Raw genomic sequence first — 23,886 nt, forward strand, 5'->3', positions numbered from 1 at the left:
GACGCCCCTAGGTCCTCAGTGCTCGTGCTCGTAGAAGACGTAGTAGGACAGCAGACCCATCCCGATCCCGCTGAACAGCCCGATCCCGCAGGAGCGCAGCCAGGTTCCGCCGGCCACGCTGTGCAGAAAGCCGATGCTCACGCCCAGCAGCGCGCCAAAGGTGATCGCACGGGCCTCGGTGGTCATCGCGTTGCGCTCCCGCACCAGCAGATAGCCGACGCCTGTCGCGATCACCGCGGCGACCAGGCCGAGCAGCCAGCCGGACCCCTCGGAGAAGCCGTTGTTGTGGGACAGGAAGACGGTGTACAGGCCGAGCACCACACCACCGATCACCGGGATCAGCCAGGCGGGCCGGCTGACGTCCGGCACCGGGCCGGTCCTGGTGACGCGGGCGGGCAGGTGCCGGTCGCGGGCCACCGGGCCGGGGCCGGGGTGCGCGGTGTGCCGTCCGGGCAGGATGTGCGCGGGCATCGCGGGCTCCTCTCGGTCACGGACTCCTGTCCCACCAGCGCACACCCGCCCGCCCCCCAAGGGCAACTCGATCACTCGGTGTGCCGGTTGCGGCGGGCAACCGAAGGGCGGCAAGGGGCGTCTTGAGGGAAGAATCCAGGCCCGCCGACGGCCGGCCCGACCCGGTCCGGCCTGGACTTCCCCCGGTTCCATCGGCCTCTGCTCCGGTTGCGGCGGGGCAGGGTACTGCATGATCAGAAAAAAGAAGACGCTTCTCGGGAATTCTGTCCGGATTCCGGTCGTTCTTTCCTTCGGACGGGCCTCATAGGACTCCGCCGAGTCCAACCGGGTCCCTTCCATCATCCCGCGACCCACTCATCGCAAGGGAGCACGCATGGCAACCCGTGCCGTCGCCCGTCGTCGGACCACCCCCACCGGCAGTGACGAGGCAGCAAGCAACGTGCGCGCCTCGGCCGGGGAGATCGCCGACCGCGACCTGGTCGGCATGTACCTCGACGAGATCGCGCGCACACCTCTGCTCGACGCCGCCAAGGAGGTCGAGCTGTCCCAGACCATCGAGGCCGGCGTCTACGCCCAGCAGATTCTCGACGGCCTGGAGAACGGTAAGGCGTCAGGCGCCTCACGCGAGGAGCTGGAGGCGATAGCCGCCGAGGGCGCCCATGCCAAGGACATCTTCATCAAGTCCAACCTGCGCCTGGTGGTCGCCGTGGCCCGCCGTTATCCGCGCAGTGGGCTGCCGCTGCTGGACCTGATCCAGGAGGGCAACGCCGGCCTGGTCCGGGCGGTCGAGAAGTTCGACTACACCAAGGGCTTCAAGTTCTCCACCTACGCCACCTGGTGGATCCGCCAGGCCATCACCCGTTCCATCGCCGACCAGTCGCGCACCATCCGGCTGCCCGTCCACCTGGTCGAGGAACTGGGCCGTATCCGCCGGGTGCAGCGCGAGTTCAACCGTGAGCACGGCCGTGACCCGGAGCACGAGGAGATCGCCGCCGAGCTGGGCACCACGCCCGTGCGCGTCGGCGACGTCCTGGACTGGGCCCGCGACCCGGTGAGCCTCAATATGTCGGTGGACGACGAGGGCGAGACCCAGTTCGGCGACCTGCTGGAGGACACCTCCGCGATCTCCCCCGAGCAGGCCGTGGTCGCCCTGCTCCGCACCGAGGAGCTGGAGAGCCTGATCGGCCGCCTGGACGAGCGCACCGCGTCGATCATCAAGGCCCGCTATGGCATCGAGGACGGGCGGGAGCGCACCCTGACCGAGGTCGGCAAGCAGCATGGCCTCACCCGGGAGCGCATCCGGCAGATCGAGAAGCACGCCCTGCTGGAGCTGAAGAAGATGGCCCATGACACCGGGTTCGACGCGGCGGCCTAAAAGGGCATAACCTCATAGACCGGGCCTCGGCGCCACCCCCCCTGCGCCGGGGCCCTTCTGTGTGGCCCGGGAGATGCGGGCGCCCAGCTCCCGCAGGTGGTCGACCAGCTCCGGCGGCTCGGTGACCTCGAAGTCGCAGTCCAGCATCAGCAGCCGGAAGGCCGTCCACTCGATGGAGTCGGTGGCCACCATGTCCAGCAGGCAGCTGTCCTCGTCGACCGGCCGTGGTGCGCCCAGGTGGTTCGGCAGCCGGGCGGCGACAAAGGCCGCCGGGGCCCGTACCGTCGCCACCACCCGGTAGCCCGGCTGGCTGCGGGCCGTGGAACCGCGAACGAAGTCCGCGGCGTTCTCCGCCGGCAGCTCGCGCGGCTCGAAGCGGGCGCCGGTGGCGAAGGGATCGCTCACCCGGTCCACCCGGAAGGTGCGCCAGTCGTCCCGGTCGTTGTCAAAGGCCACCAGGTACCAGCGCCGCCCGGTGCTGACCAGGCTGTGCGGCTCCACCAGCCGCTTGGTCGCGGTGCCGTCGCCCGTGCGGTAGGCGAACCGCAGCCGTTCCCGCCCGGTGGCGGCCGAGGCCATCACAGTCAGCGTTTTCGGGTCGACGGTGGCCCCGTCCCCCCAGGTCAGCGGCACCGTCGCGGCCTGCAGCGAGGTCACCCGGTGGCGCAGCCGGGCGGGCAGCACCTGCTCCAGCTTGGCCAGCGCCCGTACCGAGGCCTCTTCGATACCATCGACTGCGTGGCCGGCACCGGCCCGCAGTCCCACCGCGATGGCGACCGCCTCCTCGTCGTCCAGCACCAGCGGTGGCAGCGCCGCCCCGGCGGCCAGCCGGTACCCGCCCACCGCCCCCATCGTTGCCTGTACGGGATAACCGAGGTCACGCAACCGCTCGATGTCCCGTCGAATCGTGCGCGCGCTCACGCCGAGCCGCTCGGCGAGCTCGCTGCCCGGCCACTCACGGGGGGTCTGGAGAAGCGACAGCAGATTCAGAAGTCGTACGGGTGTGTCCGTCATGGCATCCAGTCTGGCGGCCATCTAGGACGTGATCTGTCCTAGATGGCCCCTAACGTGGGAACCACCCCGGAGACAGCACTCCAACTGACGTGAAGTGAAAGGCAGTACCCCTGTGACCTCAGTGAGCACCACTCCGACGCTCGACCGCCGCCGGTGGGTGGCGCTCGCCGTCGTGATGACCGCGTCCTTTATGGACCTGGTCGATGTGACGATCGTCAATATCGCCATGCCCAGCATCAAGCGGGACATCGGCGCGTCCTTCAGCACCCTCCAGTGGATCACCGAGGGCTATGCGCTGGCCTTCGCGGCCGGTCTGATCACCGGTGGCCGCCTGGGCGACATATTCGGACGCCGGCGGATGTTCCTGCTCGGCATGTCCGGCTTCACCCTCGCCTCGATGCTCTGCGGGGTCGCCGCCGATCCGCACTTCCTGGTGGCCGCCCGGGTGCTCCAGGGCGGGATGGCCGCGCTGATGGTCCCGCAGGTGCTGGCCATCGTGCACTCCACCTTCCCGGCGGAGGAGCGCGGCAAGGTCTTCGGCCTCTTCGGCATGGTCGTCGGGCTGGGCGCGGTCTCCGGCCCGATCCTGGGCGCCCTGCTCACCCAGTGGAACCTCTTCGGCCTGGAGTGGCGGCCGATCTTCCTGGTCAACCTGCCGGTGGGCATCGCCGGTCTGCTGCTGGGCCGCCGCTATATCTCCGAGTCCAAGGCGCCGCAGGCGCTCAAGCTGGACCTGGCCGGCGTCGCCCTGGCCACCTCCGGTCTGCTGATGCTGCTCTACCCGCTCACCCAGGGCCGGGAGCTGGGCTGGCCGCTGTGGGGCTACCTCTGCATGGCGGGCAGCGCCGTGGTCTTCGCCGCCTTTGTCCTCTATGAGCGCCGCAAGGCCGCCCGGGACGGCTCCCCGCTGGTCGAGCTCTCGCTCTTCAGGGTCAAGAGCTTCGCGGCCGGCATCGCCCTGCAGACCGCCTTCGGCATCGCCTGCGGCATCTTCTTCCTGATCTGGACCCTCTATATGCAGATCGGTCTCGGCTGGAGCGCGCTGCACGCGGGCCTGACCGGCGTCCCGTTCTCGCTGGCGGTCTCCGCCGCCGCCGGAATGTCCGTCCAGAAGCTGGTCCCCCGCTTCGGCCGTAAGGTGCTCCAGGCCGGTGCGCTGACCATGATGTGCGGCGTCCTGCTCTACATCTGGGAGGCCCGTCACTTCGGCACCGGCATCACCTCCTGGCAGATGGCGCTGCCGCTGGTGGTGATGGGCGCCGGCATGGGCCTGATCGTCGCCCCGCTCACCGACGCGGTGCTCTCCGAGGTCCCGCGCGAGCACTCCGGTTCGGCCTCCGGCCTGATCAACACCACCCAGCAGCTGGGCAATGCGATCGGGCTGGGCCTGGTCTCGGTGGTCTTCTTCGACGCGGTCGACGAGGGCGCCGTGGCCCACGGCCGGGTGGGCCAGGCGTTCTCGGACGCGTACGCCCATGGCATGTGGTGGGTGACGGGCGTGCTGTGCCTGGTCCTTGTCCTGATGTTCGCCCTGCCTCGTAAGGCGTCCTCCGCCCCGGCGGACGCGGGCGAGCGGACCGAGGTGGCGGACGAGATTCCGGTGGCCGCGTAGCGGCCCGTCGGGCGATCGAAAAGAATGTGGGAGCGGGATGTCGAGAACCGGCGTCCCGCTCCGACTTATGGGTGACAGCGCGCCACCGGGGCGCGCCGCAACGAGGGGACACCCGATGAAGTACCTCGCGATGATCTACGGCAACCAGGCCAAGTGGGACGCCGTCCCGGCCGAGGAGTGGCCGGCCATCATTGACCGGCAGGAGGCGTACCTCGCCAAGTACCGGGAGACCGGGGAACTGCTGGGCGCCTACGGCCTGGCGGACGCGGCCAATACCAAGCTGGTGCGCCGCCGGGGCAGCGACCCGGTGATCACCGACGGCCCGTACCTGGAGACCAAGGAGTACATGGCCAGCTTCTACGTCTTCGACTGCGAGAACGAAGAGCGGGCGCTGCATATCGCGGCGGAGATGCCCATCGCCGACACGGACCCGGTCGAGGTCTGGCCGATCCTGCATGAGTCCGCGCCCGACCAGTGACCGTTTCCCCTGTCGAGGACCTGCTGCACGAGCTGGCGCCGCAGGTCCTCGGCGCGCTGGTGCGCCGGTACGGCGACTTCGGCCTCGCCGAGGACGCGGTCCAGGAGGCCCTGCTGGCCGCGGCGCTGCGGTGGCCGGAGGACGGGATCCCGGACCACCCGAGGGGCTGGCTGCTCACCGTCGCCTCCCGCAAGCTGGTCGATCAGGTACGCGGCGACCGGGCGCGGCGGCACCGCGAGGAGCGCATCGCCCTGGCCACCCCGCAGTCGGAGCTGCTCAGCCGCCCCGCCGACGCGGGGCCGGACGGGGACCGGGACGACTCCCTCGCCCTGCTGTTCCTCTGCTGCCACCCCGATCTCTCCGCGCCCAGCCGTATCGCGCTGACCCTGCGCGCGGTGGGCGGTCTGACCACCGCGCAGATCGCGGCGGCCTTTCTGGTCCCCGAGGCGGCCATGGCCCAGCGGATCAGCCGCGCCAAGCGGGTGGTGCGGACCGGCTTTCCGGAGCCGGACGCGCCATCGGCCGCGTACCGCGAGCGGCTGGGCGAGGTGCTGCACATCCTCTACCTGATCTTCAACGAGGGCTACACCAGCACCGCTTCGCCGGATCTGACCACGCCGGCCCTGTCCACCGAGGCGATCCGGCTGACACGGCTGCTGCACCGCCTGCTGCCGGAGGACTGTGAAGTGGCGGGCCTGCTGGCCCTGATGCTGCTCACCGACGCCCGCCGCCCGGCCAGGGTCGGCCCCGGCGGTGAACTGATACCGCTCGCCGAACAGAACCGTTCGCTCTGGGACCGCCGACTGATCGACGAGGGAACGGAGTTGACCGGCCGGACGCTGCGGCGGGGCGCGGTCGGCCCCTACCAGCTGCAGGCCGCCATCGCCGCCGTGCATGACGAGGCGGAGCGGGCCGAGGCCACCGACTGGCCGCAAGTACTGGCCCTGTACGGCCTGTTGGAGCGGGTCGCGCCGAGCGGGATCGTCACCCTCAACCGGGCGGTCGCGGTCGCCATGGTGCATGGGCCCGCCGCCGGCCTCGACCTGCTGGCCGCCCTGGAAGCCGCCGAGCCACGGCTGGCCGCCCAGCACCGGCTGCCGGCCACCCGGGCCCACTTCCTGGAGATGCTCGGCGACCGCGATGCGGCGGCGGAGGCGTACCGGGAGGCCGCCCGGCGCACCACCAGCGCGCCGGAGCGGCGCCATCTGATGGCACGGGCGTCCCGGATGTCCGCTCCGCGGGCGTAGGCACCGCCCCGACTTGCGGACCAGGCGCGCTCACCCCCGCAGCAGCCGCTCCGTCAGCCGCTCCTTGGCCGCCGGCCACTCCTCGCGCAGCATCGCGAACTGCACGGTGTCCCGCCAGGTGCCGTCCGGGCGGCGCCGGTCGCGGCGGAAGGTGCCTTCGTAGGTGGCGCCCAGGCGCAGGATCGCGGTGCGGGAGCGCTCATTGCGGCGGTCGGCGCACCACTGGACGCGGCCCATGCCGAGCTCCTCGAAGGCGTGGGTGAGCAGCAGCAGCTTGGCCTCGGTGTTGACCGCCGTGCGCCAGACCGCGCGGCCGTAGAAGGTGCCGCCTATCTCCAGCGACTCGTCCCGCGCGCTGATGTCGGCATAGCAGGTCACGCCCACACAGCGGCCGGTCGCCAGCTGGATGACGGCGAAGGGGACGCGGTCGGGGTTGTCCAGCCGGGCGTCGATGACGGCGTGCATCTCCTCCTCGGTGTGCGGCATCAGCGCGGAGACCCAGCGCCACACCTCCTCGTCACCGCGGACCGCCTGGAACAGGTCCGGCACATGGGAGTGCGCCAGGGGCTCCAGCCGAACATGGCGGCCGGTGAGGGTGGTTGAGCGGGAGGGCGGTGTGGCTGTGATGAGCATGGCTGAAAGTTAAGGTCGCTTCGCACTAGATGACAAGAGGTTTTGGGCTAGTGCAAAAGTGCCGCTGGCCAAGCCTCGTGGGGCGCGTCCAACATCGGCGGCGGCCGAGTCCTGGCGGTGGCGGCCGGGGGAACCGTGGTGGTCCTGCGGCTGAAGAGCAGGCGTTGGCAGGGGCGGGAATTTGACGGGGTGGGTTCCGTGTCCGCATCATTCCACTAAGACGTTAGTGAAAGCAGGTGGAGATGATCACGACTGCCCCGGCAGCCCTGACGGCCACCCGGCTCGGACGCAGGTTCCGGGGCGGCTGGGCGCTGCGTGACTGCGAATTCACCGTCCCGGCGGGCAGGATCACCGGACTCGTCGGCCCCAACGGTGCGGGCAAGAGCACCTTGTTGCACCTGGCCACCGGGCTGCTCCAGCCGACCGGCGGGGAGCTGCGGGTATGCGGCGAGCGGCCCGGCACCGAGGCCGCGCGGCAGCGGGTGGCCTTCCTGGCCCAGGACAAGCCGCTCTATCCGCGCTTCACGGTCGCCGACACCCTCCGCTTCGGCCGGGAGCTCAACCGCGACTTCGACCGGGCCGGCGCCGAGGAGATCGTGCGCGCCGGGAACATCTCGCCGGCCGCCCAGGTCGGCACGCTCTCCCCGGGACAGTGCACCCGGATCGCGCTGGCGCTGGCCTTCGGCAAGCGGCCCGAACTGCTGCTGCTGGACGAGCCGTTGTCCAGTCTCGACCCACTGGCACGGCACGAGATCATGGGCCTGGTGATGGCCGAGGTGGCCGAGCGCGGGGTGACCGTGGTGCTGTCCTCGCACATCCTCAGCGAGCTGGAGAGCGTCTGCGACCAGGTGCTGCTGCTACGGCAGGGGCGGGTGCGCCTGGAGGGGGACGCGCAGCAGCTGATCGACGGGCATCTGCGGCTCACGGGACGGGCCGAGGAGGCCATGGGCGACGGGCTGCCCGAGGGCGTGGACCGGTCCGCCGTGGTGGAGTCCACCGTCACCGGACGCCAGGTGACCGCCCTGGTGCGGGTGGCGCCCGGATGGACGCCGCCGGGGCGGCTGATCGCCGAACACCCCACCCTGGAAGAGCTGTTGCTGGCATATCTGCGTGCGCCCGCCGACCGTTCCCCCGCCGGGGCGGCGGCGTGAAGGGCGCCTACTGGCTGGCCTGGCGCCAGCAGCGCACCCTGATCCTCGCCGGCACCATCGCGCTGCTGGTCTGCGCGGCCTGGGTGGCCTGGCGGCGGGCGGACATGATGGCGGTCATCCACGACCACCACCTGGTGATCTGCAAGGGGTGGGACGCCTCGGAGTGCCCCCGCACCGATGTGGATCTCGCCGAGCGGGTGCTGCGGGACAACACCGACGCCATCCGCGCCCTGGGCGCGCTCAGCGCGGCCCTGCCGGTGATCATCGGCATCTTCTGGGGAGCGCCGCTGATCGGACGGGAACTGGAGAGCGGCACGGTCAAGCTGGCGCTCACCCAAGGAGTGGGCGTACGCGGCTGGTTCACCAGCCGGTTCACCCTGGCGGCGGGGTGCACGGCGCTCGGCGCCGCGGCCCTGGCCGCGCTGGTGGCCTGGTGGTGGGCGCCGATCGCCAACATGCTGGACGGGCTGTACTGGCACGACGGGTTCCTGTTCAACGCCACCGGTCCGGCGGCGGTGGCCTGCGCGCTGTTCGGACTGGCCGCCGGCACGGCGGCGGGACTGCTGTTCCGGCGGACGATGGCGGCGATGGGGTGCACCCTCGCGGTGGTCGTGGGGGTACGGGTGCTGCTCGACGTCGTCCGCCCGGACTGGATTTCGCCCACCCGCCGGGCCACACCGGGGACGACGCCCAGGACACCGGTGGGAAGCGCCTGGTCGACCGGGCAATTCGGCTATCTGGACGGAGCCGGGCGCGAGTACTCCAGCAACCGGTACTGCCAGTTGTCCGGGGCGGACCTCAAGCGGTGCATGGCGGACCATGGCTTTGTCGCCCGCTATCACAAGGTCTATCCCAGTGGGGACTTCTGGGTCTTCCAGTGGATCGAGACGGCGATCTATCTGGGACTGGCGGTGGCGCTGGTGGCGGCGGTGGGCCTGACACTGCGGCGCCGGCTGGTCTGAGGCCGCTGGTGAAGCGCGCCATCGCCGGGATCTGCTGGCGCCGGGATCTGCCGGCGCCGGGGTCGGTCTTCGCAGGTTCAGCCTTCGCAGGTGTCTCCATAGAGGTCCCGGTAGGAGGGGAAGACGCCGCCGGGGCCGTCGACGCCCTCCGCCGCCAGGACGCCCTTGACCACGGCGCGGGTCAGCACATCCGCCCCGGCGGCCAGGATCTCGTTGACCGCGCCCAGGGCGTAGTCCACCCCTTCCGGCAGCCCCTCCTCGGGGTCCAGCGGCCGGGCCCCGGTGGCCAGGGCGAAGACGGTGTCGCCATCGGTGAGCAGATGGACCGGGCGTACCGCACGGGCCAGACCGTCGTGCGCCGTACCGGCCAGCTTCTGCGCCTGGGCCCGGGTGAGCGCGGCGTCGGTGGCGACGATGGCGAGGGTGGTGTTCAGCGGCGGCCGGACCGAGACGGCGAACCGCCGGGCGGACTCCTCGCGGGCGGCGGCCAGAGCGCGCTGGGCGGTGGCATGACGGCCGGGGTCGGGGTAGGCGATCCGCTCACCGGAGTGAAGTCGCCCATAGAGTGCGCCGGTTCGAGGGTCGGCCACCGAACCGGCCGCGTTGACCGCGGCCAGCGCGGCGACCGTCACCCCGGAGGGCAGCACCAGGCTGGCGGTGCCGATGCCACCCTTGAGCCCGCCCGCCGCGGCACCGGTGCCGGCGCCCACATTGCCCTGTGCGACGGGCGCGCCGAGCGGGGCGGCGGCCGCCGCCTCGGCCGCCCGGCGGCCCAGCGCGGCATCCGGCCGGGCCCGCCAGTCGCCGCCCCGGCCCAGGTCGAACAGGGCGGCGGCGGGGACCACCGGCACCACCTGGCCCGGATCCGGTCCGACCCGTACGCCCCGGCCGGCCTCCTCCAGCCAGGCCATCACCCCGGCGGCCGCCTCCAGACCGAAGGCGCTGCCGCCGGTGAGCACCAGCGCCTCCACCCGCTGCACCAGATTGCGCGGGTCCAGCGCATCGGTCTCCCGGGTGCCGGGGCCGCCGCCGCGTACGTCCACGGCGGTGGTGGCGCCGCCCGGTTCGGTGAGGACCACGGTGGTGCCGGACAGCGCGCGTGCACCGTCCAGCCGGGCGTGCCCGACCCGCAGGCCGGGGACATCGGTGAGGGCGTCCAGGGGTCCGGTGCGAGGAGCGTCAGTCATGGCGTCATGCAATCACGCTTCCGTGTCCGCTTGTTGGCCGGTCGGTGCGGCGTCGGCTCTGGCGGCCCGGGTGGTCAGGGTGACTCCGGTGGTGACGGTGGCCGTGGCCACCAGCCCGGCCAGCAGCACCGACCAGTGGCCGCCGAAGGTACAGGCCAGCACCAGCACGGCGGAGACCGGCAGCACCAACTGCTGGGCCAGGCCGCGCTTCTGGTGGCGCGAGTGGATCAGCCACACGGTGAACATAAAGAGCGCGGCCGGGACGGTGACCGCCGCCGAGGCGGCGAACCGGGTGAGGTGTGCCCTGCCGGTCGCCTCCTCCACCGCCACCTCGATCCCCGCGCCGATCACGGCGGCCGAGGCGAAGACCGGGTAGTGGCCGTAGCCCCAGAGGAACTCCCGGGAGCTGGAAGCCAGATGGAGGTGAATGGGCACGGCGAAGTAGATCCAGTACGCCGCGAAGATCAGCAGCAGGCCGCCGGCCACTATGGGCAACAGGGTGCGCAGGTCCCCGTGTTGGTCCACCCCGGTCTGCACGGCGACGGTCGCCGCGGAGACGGTCTCGCCCAGCACGATGATCAGGAACAGGCCGTACCGCTCGGCGATATGGTGCGGGTGCCAGCCGGTCTGGTACCCGCGCTCCGCGAACACCGGGACGGTGAGCTCCAGGATCGCCATCCCCAGGAACAGCCAGGGCTTGGCATGGTTGGGCAGCAACAGCAGCCCCAGCCAGCCCACTTGGCATAGGCTCACGCCCTGGGCGTAGCGCAGGTCGGTACGGCGCTCCGCGCCGGTGGCCGAGTGGGCGGCCCGCAGCCACTGCCCCACCATGGCCAGCCGCATCACCAGATAGCCGAACCACACGGCGCGGAAGTCGCCGGTGTCGAAGGCGCGCGGGATGCCGGCGGCGAGCACCAGCACGCCCGCGATCTGCACCAGGGTCATCACCCGGTACAGGACGTCGTCGGTGTCGTAGGCGGAGGAGAACCAGGTGAAGTTCATCCAGGCCCACCCGTGAGCCAAGGGAGCCACACCGCCCTGACCTGCGGGAACGTGCCGAATCGGTAACCCACTCGCCAGTTCCTCGGGGCGGACCCCCTACGGCGGACGGAACACCGATGGAGAGAGACGACCTGGCCACCCTGCGGGCGCTGGGCTTCAAGGATGACGAACTGAGGGCACTCGGGCTGTGTGAGCCAGCGACCGGCGACCCTGGCAACCTGGCAGAGGCGTACATCAGGCGAAGCAAGAAGCGAGATGACTTGGCCACCCTGCGGGCTCATGTCCGAGACGTGTGCCGTACGGCTACCAATGCCGGTGTGGCCATTCGGCGGGTCTGGTTTGAGCAGCGCAGTGCGAGCAAGGCGCACGTTCGGCGCGAAGAGTTCGAGCAAGCCACCTCCGCAGTTCTCGACGGACTCAGCAAGACACTTTATGTCTGGAAGCTGGACCGCCTCAGCCGACGGGGAATGGGCGCCGTAGGTCTTCTGCTGGACGAATTCGACAAGCGCTCAGCCCGAATGTTCAGTGTGACAGAGGGACTGGACAGTTCCCAGCGTGGCGCACGGTTTGCTATCGCCTTCCTGAGCGAGCGTGCCAGGGAAGAAGCGGCAGATATCGCGCTTCGCACAAAGGCAGGCGGGGACGCGCACAAGGCAGAAGGACGCTGGCCCGGCGGAGTAGTACCCTACGGCCTGCGCTGCCCCAAGGGAACGGGGAAGCTGGAACACGACCCGGCGGAGTATCCGACCGCCCGCCGGATTGCTGAGGCACTGCTGAACGGCGACACACCCGCAGCGATAGCAGAAGTGCTGAACAGCGAGCAAATCAAGACCCGTAAGGGCAAGTACTGGCGCGCACAGACCATCATCCACCTTGTGCAGTCTCCGAGTTGGGCGGGACTCATTCCGGACCGTGACCGGGCAACAGATGAGTTCGGCAATCCGCTGGACAAGTGGCACAGAGGCGGCAACCCGCTCATGGGCCCGGACGGCCACCCCGTCAAGGCAGGAAACGGTGTTGTCACCTTCGCCGAGCGGGAACTAATCCTGTCCAAGTTCGCCGCTCGGTCTCGCCCCGGTACAGCGATTGGCGACCGGACACGCGGAAAGCGCAAGGCAGCAACGATCCTCACAGGTGTACTGCGCTGCCCGCACTGCAAGGGACCCATGGGGAATGGTGGACGGAACTACCGGTGCCTTGCCCGCATTAATCAGGGCCCGTCGGTATGTAAGGGAGTTGCCACCATGCGCGAGCGTGCTGACGAGGCGATTGCCGTTCTGTGGATCAATCACATTCTGGGCCTCTCGCCGGACTCTCCCACGATTCAGGTCATTGCCCGACGCTGGCTGACGTACCAGGACCCTGAAAAGGAGTCGCGGAAGCGTGCAGTGTCGGCAGCGCTGGAGAATGCGGCATCCCGAGAACTCAGGCTTCAGAAAGAGTTCTTCATCGGTGGCGGCATGGCTGAAGCGCAGTACGAAATTCTGCGTGCTGAACTTACAGCACAGATCACCGGTCTCAAGGCTGAGCTGTCGGAGCTGTCCCAAGAGGCAGATCTGTCCCCGCTGATGGACCCGGAAGCGCTGGCTGACTTGTGGAACGTCGCCGGAGTCGAGGGACAACGCGCGCTACTTCAAGCAGCGTTGAAGCGCGTCGCTCTGCTGCCAGCCAAAGGGAAGGGTGACAGGACCCCGATCCTTGACCGGCTAGAGCCGGAATGGCGGGACGCCAGCGACAACCCTGCGATTGAGGCTGCATGGGGGGCATGGGGTAAGCGCACTGCATAGGCGCCCCTGAGAGCCCCTCTGGCAGCCTTTCAGCCCCTCTAGGCCCCTCGGGTAACCGACCGGCTAGTACACCCTCGAGGCAGGTCCCCACCAGGAGAGAGGGAACACCATGCCAGCGGAAGAAATGCTGAAGCTCGTCATGTCGTGGGCCGGTGAGGATTCCCACCGTGGCCGACTGGTCCGGGCGTTCCAGTCGAACATGGGGAACGACGCCCGGCTACAGGCTGACCGGCTCGCGCTCCTGGGCGTCCATGCCAAGCGTCAGGCATTGCGTAAGGCTGGTCTCTCGCTGGACTGAGGTCCACAGGAACAAAAAGCCACCTGGTTTGGTACCGGGTGGCTTTTTCCTGCCCTCGTTTAGTCACATTCGTAGACATGCGGTGTTGCCGAAAGCCCGTTAGGCGCATCTCAATGTCTACGAAACTCCGTTTAGCAACAACCCTGTTGCATGCGAAAGGAACGAAACTCGGTGACAAAGAGTGAGCTACTGGCGCTGCTCCGGGACGCCCAGACCGCACTGGAAGCGGCCCTCTACGGCGAGACGGAAGAACTGGCGAGGATGCTGGATGCCATCGACAATGCCCTGCGCGCTGAAACCGCCCTAGGGGCCGATGGGGCTTGCTCTTCCTGCGGAGAGGCCATTGCTCAGCCCGCTACGGGGCGCCCTCGCACGTACTGCGGAAGTGCATGCAAGACGCGGGCCTACCGGTCTCGCCGGACCGGCTGATGCAGCGAAGAGGGTTGGGGCGGACCACTAACTCTCTGTTGCTGTTCTCAATCTAAAACTGTTGTTACTAGAACCAGGCTTCCTATAAGAAACCTATAGGGAAACCGGGAACCTGTAACGCCTCATCTTGATAGGAGACACATCCCATGCTCGGTTTCGCCGACTCGCCAGCGTGCGAGGAATGCAACGAATGGCTAACCGGCCGTCAAACCCGCTACTGCTCCGCGCGCTGCAAGATGCGTGCCGTTCGGCGCAACGGCCCGAGGCCAGTCGAGAAGATCTGTCGACTCTGCGGCGCCGCCTTCCGCCCGCTGCGGGGCAAGCAAACGTACTGCGACTACCAGAGTGACGCTGACGAGTCCTGCGCCGCCATGCAGAACGAGCTAGCCGAAAAGAAGCTCGGCGATGAGGACGCGCGATGGGACGCTATATGCGCGCGTGAGGGCTGCGAGGCCCCGACCGGGTGGGACGGAGTAGGGCGTCCACGCCGTTTCTGCTCCCCTCGCTGCAAGACGGCCCACTATCGCGCTGAGAAGCGCCCTGCGGTCCGCTGAGGGCTTCCGCCAACACGTACACCAGGGAAGGCCCTTGGACGCCCACAGAGGCGAACAGGGCGCACAGCTCGAATCTCGAGCGCTTGACCGCTGACGGTTGCCGAGCGTGACCGGATCCGGCCATCTCTTAAACGATGGTTATTGAGACGCCTCAGCCTTCGCCAAAAGGTGTCCGTTATGCCCTAGCCTCGATGTCTCATAACTCGTCTCAAAAGATCGAGCCGGAGACTATATTTCGAGACACGTTTATGAGACGCTTCGATCATGACGACGAAGAACACCGCCACCCACGCCGACCTGACAGAGCGCCACGACTGCCCGAAGTGTGAGGCGCCCGCCGGTAGCCCCTGCCGTACGTCAACGGGCAAGGTTGCCGCGAACTACCACACGGGCCGCTTCGCCCTGGTGCCCGCACTCAAGGCGGAACTGACTGTGAAGACTCCGGCCGACCGTCGCCCCGGGAAGCCGTGGGTGGCTGGTGCGGCGGTGCCGGAAACGGCCGAGGTGGCGCCGGGCGCAGCGATCCGGATTGGCTACGCGCGCTGTTCCATGGTCGGGCAGGAACTCCAGAGCCAGTTGGACGCGCTGGCCGGTGCCGACTGCACGCGCGTCTTCTCGGAGAAGATCAGCACGCGGGTCAAGGAGCGCCCGGAACTGGAGAAGGCTCTGACGCTGGCTCGCGAGATCAGGGCGGCTGCGCCTGGCCAGCCGGTCATCCTGACTGTGGCCGAGATGAAGCGCCTTGCCCGCAGCGCCGCTGAACTCATGTCCCTGTCGGCCACGCTTCAGGCGGACGGCATCCAACTGGAACTCCTCTCCGGCCCGCTTCAGGGCGTTTACGACCCGAACGGTGCTGGGGCGATCGTGTTCGCCGTGCTCGCTGTCAGCGCTGAGGTGGAGCGGGAGGGGATACGGGAGAAGACGCTAGAGGGGCTGGAGACTGCCGCTCGCAAGGGCAACCATGGCGGACGGCCAACCGTCATGGACGCTGACAAGCTGGCTGCTGCAAAGGCGCGCAGGGCCAAGGGGGAGAGTGTCACGGCCATTGCCAAGGCTCTTGGGGTGTCTCGGGCGACGCTGTACCGGGCACTGGCCGACACGGAGTAATTCTGCGCGATTTGAGGGGCCGTCTGCCCGCTGTGGGGGACGGCCGCTTGCATGTATGGGGTACGGGGGGCGAGCAAATCTCTGAGAAAGATCGTCTCGCGGACCCGGCCCCCATGGCCTCGCGCGTTTCCGCGAATTTGGCACCCCGGGGGTCTAGCCAAAAAAGGGCACCGATCCGGCCCGTGCCGACAGAGCCATCTACCGATCGTGGCGGACGGCCCTTGCCGGGGCCAGGTTGCCCTGTACGGGGCCAGCGGGTCCGGGATGGCGCCGGAGTCAGGCGGCCGGAAGTTCGCCGCTCTGGACGCCGCTCACGAACGTTGACCAGGAGGACGCCGGGAAGGCCAGCACGGGCCCTCTGGGCGCCTTGCTGTCACGGACGGGGACGATGCCAGAGGCGAACGTGGGGGCCCACTCGACGCATTCCCCGCCCGTTCCGCCGCTGTGACTGGACTTGACCCATATCGCGCGGGAGAGGTCCGGGTTGGTGCTCATCAGTGATCTCCTTGAGGATGCTGCGAATCAATGCCTCTGACTGTCCGGGGGACAGAGCGTCAGCGCGCAACCTGTTGTAGACGTCCTGGGCTTCCTTGACGGCAGACACTGAGGCATCGACCCGCGCATGGTGCCTGATCTCCTCGTACAGGACGGTTGGTTCGTTGTCGTCCCTCGGTGTCAGCAGTACGAACGTCAAGTGCGACGCTGGGGTGACGTCGTTGGGAAGCACCTGAACCGTGACGTTGGGGCGTTCGATCTCCCCCAGCAGGTACTCAAGTTGTCCCCCCATCGTCTCCCGGCTGCCGACGATCATACGTAGCGTGGACTCATGGAGGATCACCCACAGGCGCGGAGGGTCGTCCCGCTCTATCACGCTGTGCCGGGCGAGCCGGGATTCCACAAGTTGCTTGATCTTCTTCGTGTCCTCGCGGGGGTGGGCTGCCCGGTAGACGGCTTCCGCGTAAGCGGAAGTCTGCAACATGCCCACGATGAACGCGTTCGAATAATTCTCGATCACGGCCGCTTGGCGCTCAAGCTTGACGTACGGCACGAACCACTCAGGATGACCCGCTTCGCTGATCCGGCGGTGCAGCCGAAGGAAGTACCCGGAGGTTTCAAAGAACCGGTCGCAACCCTCCGCGAACAGCTCAGACCCCAAGGTGTGCCCGTTCTCGACCTTGGACACATAGGGCACCTTGTACCCCGTCGCGTCGGCTAGCTCATGCTGCTTCGCGCCCGCGTGCTCCCGAGCGTACAGAACCTCGCTTCCGTAGAACGCCGGGCCGTCCTGTGCCCCCTCGTCCATGTTGCAACCCCCAGGTTTTCCACAGGTGTTTGGAAACATCAAAGCACTGTTCAGCAGCCTCGCCCCACGCAACTCTGGTGGCCCCGCAGGGGAGTTGCCCGGCTGGGATGGTCGGGACACACGGAGGTTCGAACGCAATGCCTAGACAGCGTGACGGCGACCGATTGGCCGCGAAAATGACGATGCGGGTGTCCCTGGACAGTGGGCGCACGTGGGGACCGACTACATACATACAGCACGGCAAGGAACCGGCTGTGCGGAGCCTCTTCCCGCCCTGCATCTGCCCCCGGTGCAGGGATCGCCACGAGCCGGACCGGTCGTCCGCTGCCCTGTCCGGGGGGCCGGGTGCCCACTGAGACGCAGCGCTGCACGGAGTGCGCCCGGATCAAGGCTGAGCGTGCGGCTGCCGCTGAGCGGGGCGACCGGAGCAAGGCAAGTGATTGCATCGTGCTCATGGGTCGGCACCTGCGGGAGGCGCACTCTTGACGCCCTCCGAGGATCAACCGATGGGCGCCAACTCCGGTTACGCGAGGCTGAGTTGTGAGTCCTGCACCATGCTGACGGCGTCCAAGATGGCTGCTGCCCTCCGGGGCGACACGGCGAAGGCTGAGGAGTTCGGCCGAACCGCCAAGGCGCACTGGATGCGTGACCACTCCCCGCCGACACCGAGCAGCGGCGAATGAACCCCTGCCCCTTCGCTGACCACCTCCACGAGGGCTTCCCCACCCTTGCAGCGGAGGGGCAGGCATCAACGCCCGCCCGGTTGTCCTCGTGGCCGTCGATGGCCGGGCGGGAACCCATCAGGGGGTAGACAGAAGGGAAACGCCATGGGTTCGACACCGTGCACGACCTGCAACGGGAGCGGGTACGTTACCCGCGACGGGCTACAGCACCAGTGCGATGACTGTGGCGGGACCGGGCGCATAGAGCACAGCTAGGAGCGATCGGGATGTGCAGCAAGTGCTTCGGAGTGGGCTACATCAAAGAGAAGCTACAGAACGGCACGGAGCTGGTTCACGCATGCGATGCGTGCAACGGCATGGATAGGGCGGGCAGCAGGCGCGAGGAACCGCGCAAGCCACGGGGGGAACGCCGCTGACCACGCGCCAACAGATCAAGGGCCCTTCCCGGGACAGCCGGGAGGGGCTTCTTGCTGGCTGGGGACTTGCGGTAGCGTCTGCCTGTACCTGTTGCTCCCTTAAGCCACGCCCACCACACGGCGAAGAAGGCCATCAGATAGCCCGGGATGCCATGGCCCGGCCGGCCTTCGGCCAGCGCGTGCACCAGCTGGCGGCCCGACTGGGCCACGGCCACCACAAAACAGAGATCGAAGAAGAGCTCCAGCGGGGTGGCGGTGCGGTGCACCTCGTCCCGGCCGCGGGCGGTCATGCGGCGGACGACGCCGTATGAGCGCTCGGTGGGGGAATGGTCGCTCATGCGGTGATTGTCGCCGGGGCGCGGGGGTGGCGCTCGGTGGGGCCGTACGCTGGGGGTATGAGTACCGCCCCCGAACCGGCGCCGCGCCGGGACCCCGCCGCCGCGTTGATCTTCGAGGATCCGCTGGACCGGCAGTCGTCCGATGACCGGGACGAGGGCTGGGGCGAGCGGGCTCCGGCCGCGAGCCGGGATGACCTGTCCTGGTTCCTCGAGCAGAAGCCGCCGCATCACCTGTAGCTCTGTGCGGGCCGCGGCCCGCTGCCGTGACCTCGGCTACCTCGGTGCCGGGACCGAGGAGTCCGTGTTGCCCGACGGGCCGCGGCGCTGCTCGGTGAGGGCGTCGCGGATCTGGGCGAGGAGCTCGATCTCGGTGGGCTCGGCCGGCTTCTCCTCGGCTGAGGAGCGGGCCGCCTGGCGGTCCTGCCAGCGCTTCATGGGCAGCAGCATCAGGAAGTAGACCACCGCCGCCGTGATCAGGAAGGTGAGCGAGGCGCTGAGCACCGAGCCCCACTGGATGAAGACGCCCTTGGTCACCTCGCCCGCCGCGTTCCTGGTGCAGGGGCCCTTGAGGCAGGAGGCGTAGCGGTCCAGGTCCTTGGTGCCGAAGGCGCCGACGATCGGGTTGATCACGCCCTTCACCACAGAGTTCACGATGTTGGTGAACGCCGCACCGATGACCACGGCGACCGCGAGGTCGATCACATTGCCCCGCATCAGGAATGCCTTGAAACCGCCAAGGATTCCTGTTGTCTTCTCGCTCACCGAACGGCCTCTCTCTGCGCTCGCCTGACGCATCTGTCCTGGAATGATGGATTCCACACCGTACGTCAGGGTCCGGGCGCTCTGTCCAATCCGCCGCCCCGATCAGCCGAGACGGTCGGAGATCAACAGTGAGCTGTACAGCGAGAGCGTTCCCGCCGCCGCCAGGAACCATCCCAGCGCGCCGTTGTGCCGGCGTCCGCCGACGCGCACCGGCGCGAACCGCGGCACCGTACGCGTGGGCGGCGGCACATAGGGCGGAGGAGCGGAGCCCGCGGAGGGTGGCGGCGAGGACCAGGCGGGCCGTGGCGGGAGTGCTGGTACCGGCGATACCAGCGAGGAGGGGAAAGGGGACATGGGAACCACCACCTGTCGGCAGGAGAAGCAGGAGAGTTGGAGGAGCGCTCATCAAGAACGCTCCTCACCATGCCCGCTTCCGATGGATCCCGCTGGGGCCTGTGGAGGGTGGGCGGGTTGTGAACAACTCGCTCACCCATGAGGGTTATTGGGAGTCAGGGGAGGGTGTGCGAGGGGACGCAGAGGCAGTCCCGTTCCTCGCCGGCCGGCAGCGCGCCCACCGCGTCGAAGAGCACCTCGCGCAGCCGGGAGACATTCTCCGCGAAGACCTTGAGCACTTCCTCGTGGGTGACGCCCTCGCCGGTCTCGGCGCCCGCGTCCAGGTCCGTGACCAGTGCCAACGAGGTGTAGCAGAGCCCCAGTTCACGGGCCAGCACGGCCTCGGGGTGCCCGGTCATGCCGACCACCGACCAGCCCTGGGCGGCGTGCCAGCGGGACTCGGCGCGGGTGGAGAAGCGTGGGCCCTCGATCACCACCATGGTCCCGCCGTCCACCGGCTCCCAGTCCCGCCCGCGCGCCGCCGCCAGCGCCACCGCGCGTCCGGAGGGGCAGTAGGGGTCGGCGAAGGCCAGGTGCACCACCTCGGGGATCCGGCCGGTCTCACCGATGGCCTCGCCGTCGAAGTAGGTCTGGGTCCGGGACTTGGTGCGGTCCACCAGCTGGTCCGGCACCAGGAGCGTCCCCGGTCCGTACTCCGGCCGCAGGCCGCCCACCGCGCAAGGCCCCAGCACCTGGCGGACGCCCAGGGAGCGCAGCGCCCAGAGATTGGCCCGGTAGTTGATGCGATGCGGCGGAAGGTGGTGCTTGCGCCCATGGCGGGGCAGGAAGGCGACCTTGCGCCCGGCCAGTTCGCCGAGGAACAGCGAGTCGCTCGGGTCGCCATAGGGCGTTCGTACGGTGATCTCGGTCACGTCGTCGAGGAAGGAGTAGAACCCCGATCCGCCGATGACCCCTATCTCAGCCTGTGTGCCGAGTGCGTCGGCCATGCTCGTGTCGACCATGCGGTCACCCTAGCCGGGCCGGAACGACCGGGCCCGGGCCGGAACGACGAAACGGAGCCCGCCGGCCTGCGGGCAGGCGGTGGACTCCGTTGCGTGGTACGGGTGAGAGGGGGGTCGTCAGGCGGCCGTCGAGGTGCTGCTGGAGGACGACGAAGCCGAAGTCGAAGTCGAGGACGACGAGGACGACGACGTCGAGGTGGAAGACGACGAGGACGACGACTTCGAAGCCGGCGTGCTGCTGGACGACGAGCCGCGGCTGTCGTTGCGGTAGAAGCCGGAGCCCTTGAAGACAATGCCGACCGCCGAGAAAACCTTCTTCAGGCGTCCGTCACAGCTCGGGCACACGGTCAAGGCGTCATCGGTGAACTTCTGCACCGCCTCGAGGCCCTCGCCGCATTCGGTGCACTGGTACTGGTAAGTCGGCACTTGCTCCTCCTGGCACTCTCACTCGATGAGTGCTAACGACGCTCCATAGTGCAGTATTCCGGTCCGTCAGTCCACTGAGACGGGGTCGCGGTGACCGACCCCACTCGCGGCGATCCGCGACCCGGAACCTCGCGGTACCAGGGCCTTGCGGAGCGTCACCAGGATCAGCAGCGCCAGCGAGGTGCCGATCAGCGGCACCAGGAAGCCGCTGTGCGGGCCGTGTCCGTCGATCAGCCGGCCGCCCATGGCCGCACCGACCGCCTGGCCCAGGCCGACCGCGCCGGTCAGCCAGGTGAACGCCTCGGTGCGGATGCCCGCCGGGACCAGCTTCTCCACCAGGGTGAAGCCGGTGATCAGCGCGGGGGCGATGGACAGGCCGACCAGCAGGCCGAGCCCGCCCAGCAGCGGCAGCGCGTGTGCCGCCCACAGCGGGCTGGTGGTCAGCACCAGCAGCGGGTAGGCGGCCAGCAGCCGGCGCTGCGGGGTGCTGCGCCAGGCGATGGCGCCGCAGATGATGCCGGCCGTCATGTTTCCGGCCGCGAAGATCCCGTACAGCAGGCCATTGAGGCCCGGCTGCCCGGCGGCCTCGGTGACGGCGGCCAGCGAGACCTGCATGCCGCCGAAGACCGAGCCGATGCCCAGGAAGACGAAGATCAGTACCCGCACTCCGGGCACGGACAGCGCCGAGCCGCCCTTCTCCCGCTGGCCGGCGGCGGTCCGGTGGGCCGGCGGCTGGGTGGCGCGCTGGGCGGCGAAGAGCAGTCCGCCGACCACGGTGAGCACCGCCTCGGCGGCCAGGCCGGCCGCCGGGTGGATGCCGGTGCACAGCGCGGTGGCCAGCACCGGACCGATCACAAAGGTGAACTCGTCGGTCACCGACTCAAAGGCCGCCGAGGTGGCCATCAGTGGGGAGCCGTCCAGCTTGGCCGCCCAGCGGGCCCGCACCATGGGGCCGATCTGCGGGGTGGAGGCACCGGCCGGCACGGCGGCCGTGAACAGTGCCCACAGCGGGGCGTCCGACAGTGCCAGGGTGATCAGCAGCGAGATGGCCGCGGCGTGGATGATCACGCCGGGGGCCAGCACCGCGCCCTGCCCGAAGCGGTCCGCCAGCTTGCCGCCCTGCGGGGCGAACAGTGCCATGGCCACGCCCGCGGTCGCCGAGACGGCGCCCGCGGTGGTGTACGAGCCGGAGGTGTGCTGGACCAGCAGCAGGATGCCGATGGTCAGCATCGCGAATGGCTGCCGGGCCAGGAAGCCGGGGAGCAGGAACGTCCAGGCGCCGCGGGTGCGCAGCAGCTGTCCGTATCCGGAGCGTGCCCCGGCGGAGGGGTCATTGACCGTGGACGCCACGGCCGGGCCTTTCCGCCGCCTGGTAGCGCATCCCGGACGAGGGGTCGCCACGGAGTGCGCCGAGAGCTGTCCTCTCGCGCAGGACCGTGGTAGATACCGATCCCGGCCGCCTTGTGTTACGCGACCGCGGCCGCCGTGCGGTCGCGCCAGCCCTGCATCAGGCAGAGTTGGTTCGGATATGGGGTCAAGAAAAAGCGGTCCGTTCGCAGTGCCGGGCGGGGAAGCCCGGCAATGCGAACAAAAGACCTACTTCTTCCCTACCATACCTGGCGCACCACCCGTAGCAGTAGTCCCCAGCCAGCCCGCGAGCTTGCCGCCCTCGGCGACCGCCCGCAGCCGCTTCTCGGCCGCGTCACGCACCGGGTCGGTGGCCACCACCAGCAGTTCGTCGCCGCGCCGCAGCACCGTGCTGGGCAGCGGGACAAAGCTGGCCTCCTCGCGCACCACCAGGGTGACCGCCGATCCGGCGGGCAGCCGCAGCTCGGAGACCTCCACGCCATGCATCCGGGAGCCGCCGGGGATGGCCACCGACAGCAGATGGCCGCGCAGCCGTTCCAGCGGCGCCGATTCGATGCCCAGGTCCTCGGGCTCGGTCTCGCCCAGGCGCAGGCGCCGGGCCAGCCAGGGCAGGGTCGGGCCCTGGACCAGGGTGTAGACGATCACCAGCACAAAGACGATGTTGAAGATCCGGCGGCTGTCCGGGACGGCGGCCACCATGGGGATCGTCGCCAGCACAATGGGCACCGCGCCGCGCAGCCCGGCCCAGGACAGCAGCGTCTTCTCCTGCCAGGAGGTGCGGAACGGGACGGTGCTCAGGAAGACCGACACCGGCCGGGCCACCACGGTCAGCACCAGACCCACGATCAGCGCGGGCAGGAAGTCAGCGCCCAGCTCATGCGGGGTGACCAGCAGGCCGAGCAGGACGAACATGCCGATCTGGGCGATCCAGCCGAGTCCCTCGGCGAAGCCGCGGGTGGCCGGCCAGTGCGGCAGCTTGGCGTTGCCCAGTATCAGCGCCGCCAGATAGACGGCCAGGAAGCCGGAGCCATGGGCCAGCGCACCGCCGGCGTAGGCGACGGTGGCGATGGCCATCACGGCGATCGGGTAGAGACCGGAGGCGGGCAGTGCCACATGGCGCAGGGCATAGGCGCCCAGCAGGCCGACGGTCACGCCCACGGCCGCGCCGATGACCAGTTCCAGGGCGATCTTGCCCAGCAGCAGATACCAGTGGTCGACCGGGCCGGTGGCCGAGAAGGCCACCACCAGGATCACCACGGGGGCGTCATTGAAGCCGGACTCGGCCTCCAGCATGCCGGTGAGACGGGACGGCAGCGGAACATTGCGCAGGACGGAGAAGACGGCGGCCGCGTCGGTGGAGGAGACCACCGCGCCGATGATCAGTGACTGGCGCCAGTCGATGCCGGCCAGATAGTGCGCGGCGGCGGCGGTCACGCCCACGCTGACGGCCACGCCGAGGGTGGAGAGGACGGCGGCGGCGGGCAGGGCCGGTCTGATCTCGTGCCACTTGGTGCCCAGGCCGCCCTCGGCCAGGATCACCACCAGGGCCGCATAACCGATGACCTGCGTCAGGCCCACGTCATTGAAGTGGACGCCGATGCCGTCCTGGCCTATCGCCACGCCTATGCCGAGATAGATCAGCAGGCTGGGCAGCCCACTGCGGGAGGAGATGCGCACCGCGGCGACCGCGACCAGCAGCACCAGCGAGCAGACGAGCAGGAGTTCGTTGAGATGGTGGACAGTCAGGGGCCGCTCCCATCACTAGCTGTGTGGATCAGAACTTGATTTCCTCATCTAATATTTTACGGGTTCTTAACGCAGTTCGGGGCAGACGCTGTCCGGCCCCGGGGCGCTGCGGCCACTCCGCGTCCGGCCGCCGACCGCCCTGCGCCTATGGTTGCTTCCAGCACTCCAGGACCACCCTGCCC

The 23,886-nt window shown here is 69.0% G+C and carries 22 protein-coding genes and 2 pseudogenes; 10 read left to right on the forward strand and 14 right to left on the reverse strand.

What is annotated here, in order from left to right; all coding sequences use genetic code 11:
- Positions 1–15 precede the first annotated feature (15 nt).
- Positions 16–471 carry a hypothetical protein gene (locus tag ACIHFE_RS12870; RefSeq protein ID WP_400105885.1) on the reverse strand — a complete coding sequence of 152 codons (456 nt, stop codon included), beginning with the start codon at positions 469–471 and terminating at the stop codon, positions 16–18.
- A 373-nt stretch (positions 472–844) separates the two neighbouring features.
- Between ACIHFE_RS12870 and ACIHFE_RS12875 the strand changes: the two genes are divergently transcribed.
- Positions 845–1,846 (forward strand): sigma-70 family RNA polymerase sigma factor, encoded by a 1,002-nt coding sequence (locus ACIHFE_RS12875; protein WP_400105886.1) that lies wholly within the window; start codon positions 845–847, stop codon positions 1,844–1,846.
- Positions 1,847–1,858: 12 nt separating this feature from the next.
- On the opposite strand, the gene ACIHFE_RS12880 is transcribed toward ACIHFE_RS12875, so the two are convergent.
- Positions 1,859–2,860, reverse strand: coding sequence for a helix-turn-helix transcriptional regulator (locus ACIHFE_RS12880; RefSeq protein WP_400105887.1), 1,002 nt, complete (start codon positions 2,858–2,860; stop codon positions 1,859–1,861).
- Positions 2,861–3,035: 175 nt separating this feature from the next.
- On the opposite strand from ACIHFE_RS12880, the gene ACIHFE_RS12885 reads away from it, so the two are divergent.
- The 3 genes from ACIHFE_RS12885 to ACIHFE_RS12895 all read left to right on the forward strand — a co-directional run bounded on the left by ACIHFE_RS12885 (position 3,036) and on the right by ACIHFE_RS12895 (position 6,197).
- Complete coding sequence (locus tag ACIHFE_RS12885; protein ID WP_400106069.1) at positions 3,036–4,472, forward strand: MFS transporter; 1,437 nt, start codon at positions 3,036–3,038, stop codon at positions 4,470–4,472.
- A gap of 115 nt (positions 4,473–4,587) precedes the next feature.
- Complete coding sequence (locus tag ACIHFE_RS12890; RefSeq protein WP_400105888.1) at positions 4,588–4,950, forward strand: YciI family protein; 363 nt, start codon at positions 4,588–4,590, stop codon at positions 4,948–4,950.
- A complete protein-coding gene (locus ACIHFE_RS12895; protein WP_400105889.1) occupies positions 4,947–6,197 on the forward strand; it encodes an RNA polymerase sigma factor in 1,251 nt (416 codons plus the stop codon). Before ACIHFE_RS12890 ends, ACIHFE_RS12895 begins: the two co-directional genes overlap by 4 nt.
- Positions 6,198–6,227: 30 nt before the next feature.
- On the opposite strand, the gene ACIHFE_RS12900 is transcribed toward ACIHFE_RS12895, so the two are convergent.
- Entirely contained in the window at positions 6,228–6,824 is a 597-nt protein-coding gene (locus tag ACIHFE_RS12900; RefSeq protein WP_400106070.1) for a GNAT family N-acetyltransferase, read from the reverse strand.
- A 248-nt stretch (positions 6,825–7,072) separates the two neighbouring features.
- Here ACIHFE_RS12900 and ACIHFE_RS12905 point away from each other — a divergent pair, with 248 nt between their 5' ends.
- Both ACIHFE_RS12905 and ACIHFE_RS12910 read left to right on the forward strand, forming a co-directional pair.
- A complete protein-coding gene (locus ACIHFE_RS12905) occupies positions 7,073–7,981 on the forward strand; it encodes an ABC transporter ATP-binding protein (RefSeq protein ID WP_400105890.1) in 909 nt (302 codons plus the stop codon).
- A complete protein-coding gene (locus ACIHFE_RS12910) occupies positions 7,978–8,943 on the forward strand; it encodes a transporter (RefSeq protein ID WP_400105891.1) in 966 nt (321 codons plus the stop codon). Before ACIHFE_RS12905 ends, ACIHFE_RS12910 begins: the two co-directional genes overlap by 4 nt.
- 77 nt (positions 8,944–9,020) lie before the next feature.
- Here the strand turns inward: ACIHFE_RS12910 and ACIHFE_RS12915 are convergent, their stop codons facing one another.
- Together ACIHFE_RS12915 and ACIHFE_RS12920 are read right to left on the reverse strand one after the other, a co-directional pair.
- Positions 9,021–10,130 (reverse strand): P1 family peptidase, encoded by a 1,110-nt coding sequence (locus tag ACIHFE_RS12915; protein ID WP_400105892.1) that lies wholly within the window; start codon positions 10,128–10,130, stop codon positions 9,021–9,023.
- A gap of 12 nt (positions 10,131–10,142) precedes the next feature.
- Positions 10,143–11,141 (reverse strand): annotated as a pseudogene (locus tag ACIHFE_RS12920) (low temperature requirement protein A); the annotation flags it as partial.
- 107 nt (positions 11,142–11,248) lie between these two features.
- Here ACIHFE_RS12920 and ACIHFE_RS12925 point away from each other — a divergent pair.
- The 3 genes from ACIHFE_RS12925 (at position 11,249) to ACIHFE_RS12935 (ending at position 15,307) form a co-directional block, all read left to right on the forward strand.
- Complete coding sequence (locus tag ACIHFE_RS12925; RefSeq protein WP_400105893.1) at positions 11,249–12,919, forward strand: recombinase family protein; 1,671 nt, start codon at positions 11,249–11,251, stop codon at positions 12,917–12,919.
- A 109-nt stretch (positions 12,920–13,028) separates the two neighbouring features.
- On the forward strand, positions 13,029–13,217 hold the full coding sequence (locus tag ACIHFE_RS12930; RefSeq protein ID WP_400105894.1) for a hypothetical protein: 189 nt from the start codon (positions 13,029–13,031) through the stop codon (positions 13,215–13,217).
- A gap of 1,247 nt (positions 13,218–14,464) precedes the next feature.
- A complete protein-coding gene (locus tag ACIHFE_RS12935) occupies positions 14,465–15,307 on the forward strand; it encodes a recombinase family protein (RefSeq protein WP_400105895.1) in 843 nt (280 codons plus the stop codon).
- Positions 15,308–15,583: 276 nt separating this feature from the next.
- Here the strand turns inward: ACIHFE_RS12935 and ACIHFE_RS12940 are convergent, their stop codons facing one another.
- The 3 genes and pseudogenes from ACIHFE_RS12940 to ACIHFE_RS12950 all read right to left on the reverse strand — a co-directional run.
- Positions 15,584–15,772, reverse strand: coding sequence for a DUF397 domain-containing protein (locus ACIHFE_RS12940; protein ID WP_400106071.1), 189 nt, complete (start codon positions 15,770–15,772; stop codon positions 15,584–15,586).
- Entirely contained in the window at positions 15,681–16,610 is a 930-nt protein-coding gene (locus tag ACIHFE_RS12945; RefSeq protein ID WP_400105896.1) for a Scr1 family TA system antitoxin-like transcriptional regulator, read from the reverse strand. The genes ACIHFE_RS12940 and ACIHFE_RS12945 overlap by 92 nt, the downstream gene beginning before the upstream one ends.
- Positions 16,611–17,810: 1,200 nt before the next feature.
- Positions 17,811–18,047 (reverse strand): annotated as a pseudogene (locus tag ACIHFE_RS12950) (low temperature requirement protein A); the annotation flags it as partial.
- Between the two features lie 57 nt (positions 18,048–18,104).
- On the opposite strand from ACIHFE_RS12950, the gene ACIHFE_RS12955 reads away from it, so the two are divergent.
- Positions 18,105–18,284 carry a hypothetical protein gene (locus ACIHFE_RS12955; RefSeq protein ID WP_400105897.1) on the forward strand — a complete coding sequence of 60 codons (180 nt, stop codon included), beginning with the start codon at positions 18,105–18,107 and terminating at the stop codon, positions 18,282–18,284.
- Between the two features lie 36 nt (positions 18,285–18,320).
- Here the strand turns inward: ACIHFE_RS12955 and mscL are convergent, their stop codons facing one another.
- From mscL to ACIHFE_RS12985, 6 genes are all read right to left on the reverse strand, one after another.
- A complete protein-coding gene (gene mscL, locus ACIHFE_RS12960; RefSeq protein WP_400105898.1) occupies positions 18,321–18,809 on the reverse strand; it encodes a large conductance mechanosensitive channel protein MscL in 489 nt (162 codons plus the stop codon).
- A gap of 102 nt (positions 18,810–18,911) precedes the next feature.
- Complete coding sequence (locus ACIHFE_RS12965; RefSeq protein WP_400105899.1) at positions 18,912–19,163, reverse strand: hypothetical protein; 252 nt, start codon at positions 19,161–19,163, stop codon at positions 18,912–18,914.
- Between the two features lie 155 nt (positions 19,164–19,318).
- A complete protein-coding gene (locus ACIHFE_RS12970; RefSeq protein ID WP_400105900.1) occupies positions 19,319–20,164 on the reverse strand; it encodes an S-methyl-5'-thioadenosine phosphorylase in 846 nt (281 codons plus the stop codon).
- A gap of 117 nt (positions 20,165–20,281) precedes the next feature.
- On the reverse strand, positions 20,282–20,590 hold the full coding sequence (locus tag ACIHFE_RS12975; RefSeq protein ID WP_400105901.1) for an FmdB family zinc ribbon protein: 309 nt from the start codon (positions 20,588–20,590) through the stop codon (positions 20,282–20,284).
- A 66-nt stretch (positions 20,591–20,656) separates the two neighbouring features.
- The gene (locus ACIHFE_RS12980) at positions 20,657–21,940 is read right to left on the reverse strand and encodes an MFS transporter (protein ID WP_400105902.1); all 1,284 of its coding nucleotides are present in this window, start codon (positions 21,938–21,940) and stop codon (positions 20,657–20,659) included.
- 246 nt (positions 21,941–22,186) lie between these two features.
- Positions 22,187–23,704, reverse strand: a complete 1,518-nt coding sequence (locus ACIHFE_RS12985) for a potassium/proton antiporter (RefSeq protein ID WP_400106072.1) — start codon at positions 23,702–23,704, stop codon at positions 22,187–22,189.
- Positions 23,705–23,886 lie beyond the last annotated feature (182 nt).

Origin of the sequence: Streptomyces sp. NPDC052396 (assembly GCF_044593195.1) — a bacterium.
In the GTDB taxonomy this organism is placed as follows: Bacteria; Actinomycetota; Actinomycetes; order Streptomycetales; family Streptomycetaceae; genus Streptomyces.

Coding starts and splice junctions, on each gene's coding strand:
- ACIHFE_RS12870 (WP_400105885.1), bottom strand. CDS start 471: ATGCCCGCGCACATCCTGCCCGGACGGCACACCGCGCACCCCGGCCCC.
- ACIHFE_RS12875 (WP_400105886.1), top strand. CDS start 845: ATGGCAACCCGTGCCGTCGCCCGTCGTCGGACCACCCCCACCGGCAGT.
- ACIHFE_RS12880 (WP_400105887.1), bottom strand. CDS start 2,860: ATGACGGACACACCCGTACGACTTCTGAATCTGCTGTCGCTTCTCCAG.
- ACIHFE_RS12885 (WP_400106069.1), top strand. CDS start 3,036: ATGACCGCGTCCTTTATGGACCTGGTCGATGTGACGATCGTCAATATC.
- ACIHFE_RS12890 (WP_400105888.1), top strand. CDS start 4,588: ATGAAGTACCTCGCGATGATCTACGGCAACCAGGCCAAGTGGGACGCC.
- ACIHFE_RS12905 (WP_400105890.1), top strand. CDS start 7,073: ATGATCACGACTGCCCCGGCAGCCCTGACGGCCACCCGGCTCGGACGC.
- ACIHFE_RS12915 (WP_400105892.1), bottom strand. CDS start 10,130: ATGACTGACGCTCCTCGCACCGGACCCCTGGACGCCCTCACCGATGTC.
- ACIHFE_RS12925 (WP_400105893.1), top strand. CDS start 11,249: ATGGAGAGAGACGACCTGGCCACCCTGCGGGCGCTGGGCTTCAAGGAT.
- ACIHFE_RS12930 (WP_400105894.1), top strand. CDS start 13,029: ATGCCAGCGGAAGAAATGCTGAAGCTCGTCATGTCGTGGGCCGGTGAG.
- ACIHFE_RS12935 (WP_400105895.1), top strand. CDS start 14,465: ATGACGACGAAGAACACCGCCACCCACGCCGACCTGACAGAGCGCCAC.
- ACIHFE_RS12945 (WP_400105896.1), bottom strand. CDS start 16,610: ATGGACGAGGGGGCACAGGACGGCCCGGCGTTCTACGGAAGCGAGGTT.
- ACIHFE_RS12955 (WP_400105897.1), top strand. CDS start 18,105: ATGAGTACCGCCCCCGAACCGGCGCCGCGCCGGGACCCCGCCGCCGCG.
- ACIHFE_RS12965 (WP_400105899.1), bottom strand. CDS start 19,163: ATGTCCCCTTTCCCCTCCTCGCTGGTATCGCCGGTACCAGCACTCCCG.
- ACIHFE_RS12970 (WP_400105900.1), bottom strand. CDS start 20,164: ATGGTCGACACGAGCATGGCCGACGCACTCGGCACACAGGCTGAGATA.